The organism is Dellaglioa sp. CoH-56-MRSF-14, from assembly GCF_056782115.1.
The window spans coordinates 1-293 of sequence record NZ_JBXAYB010000085.1 but is presented as its reverse complement, the minus strand read 5'-3'; the positions used below and the strand labels follow the sequence as shown (position 1 = coordinate 293).

1 protein-coding gene is annotated in these 293 nt (G+C 53.2%); it reads left to right on the top strand.

What is annotated here, in order from left to right:
- Positions 1 to 71: 71 nt before the first annotated feature.
- Positions 72 to 293, top strand: a 222-nt coding sequence (locus AC1RPX_RS07925) for a phage holin family protein (protein WP_481763352.1), incomplete at its 3' end; no start/stop codon positions are given.

Below are 293 nucleotides of genomic sequence, written 5' to 3'. Positions count from 1 at the left end.
ACCCAAATTTCATGAGTCGCCCCAATTTTATCATAGGTTTACTAGGAGTGCCAGACTACGGAGAGCCAATTATGTTTCAAGGCGACAAAGACCCTTTCGGGTACAGCATCAGCACCTATGCGTGGGTTTTCGGACTCGCGCTGTTCGGAGGTGCCGTTAAGTATCTCAACAACTCGCAGCAGTTCCGAGTCGCGACACTCGCACGTGATCTGATCACCGCAGGCTTCGCAGGACTCATGACTTTCTGGGCGTGTGAGTGGCTTAACATCGACGGGCCGGTTGCCGCGATCTTG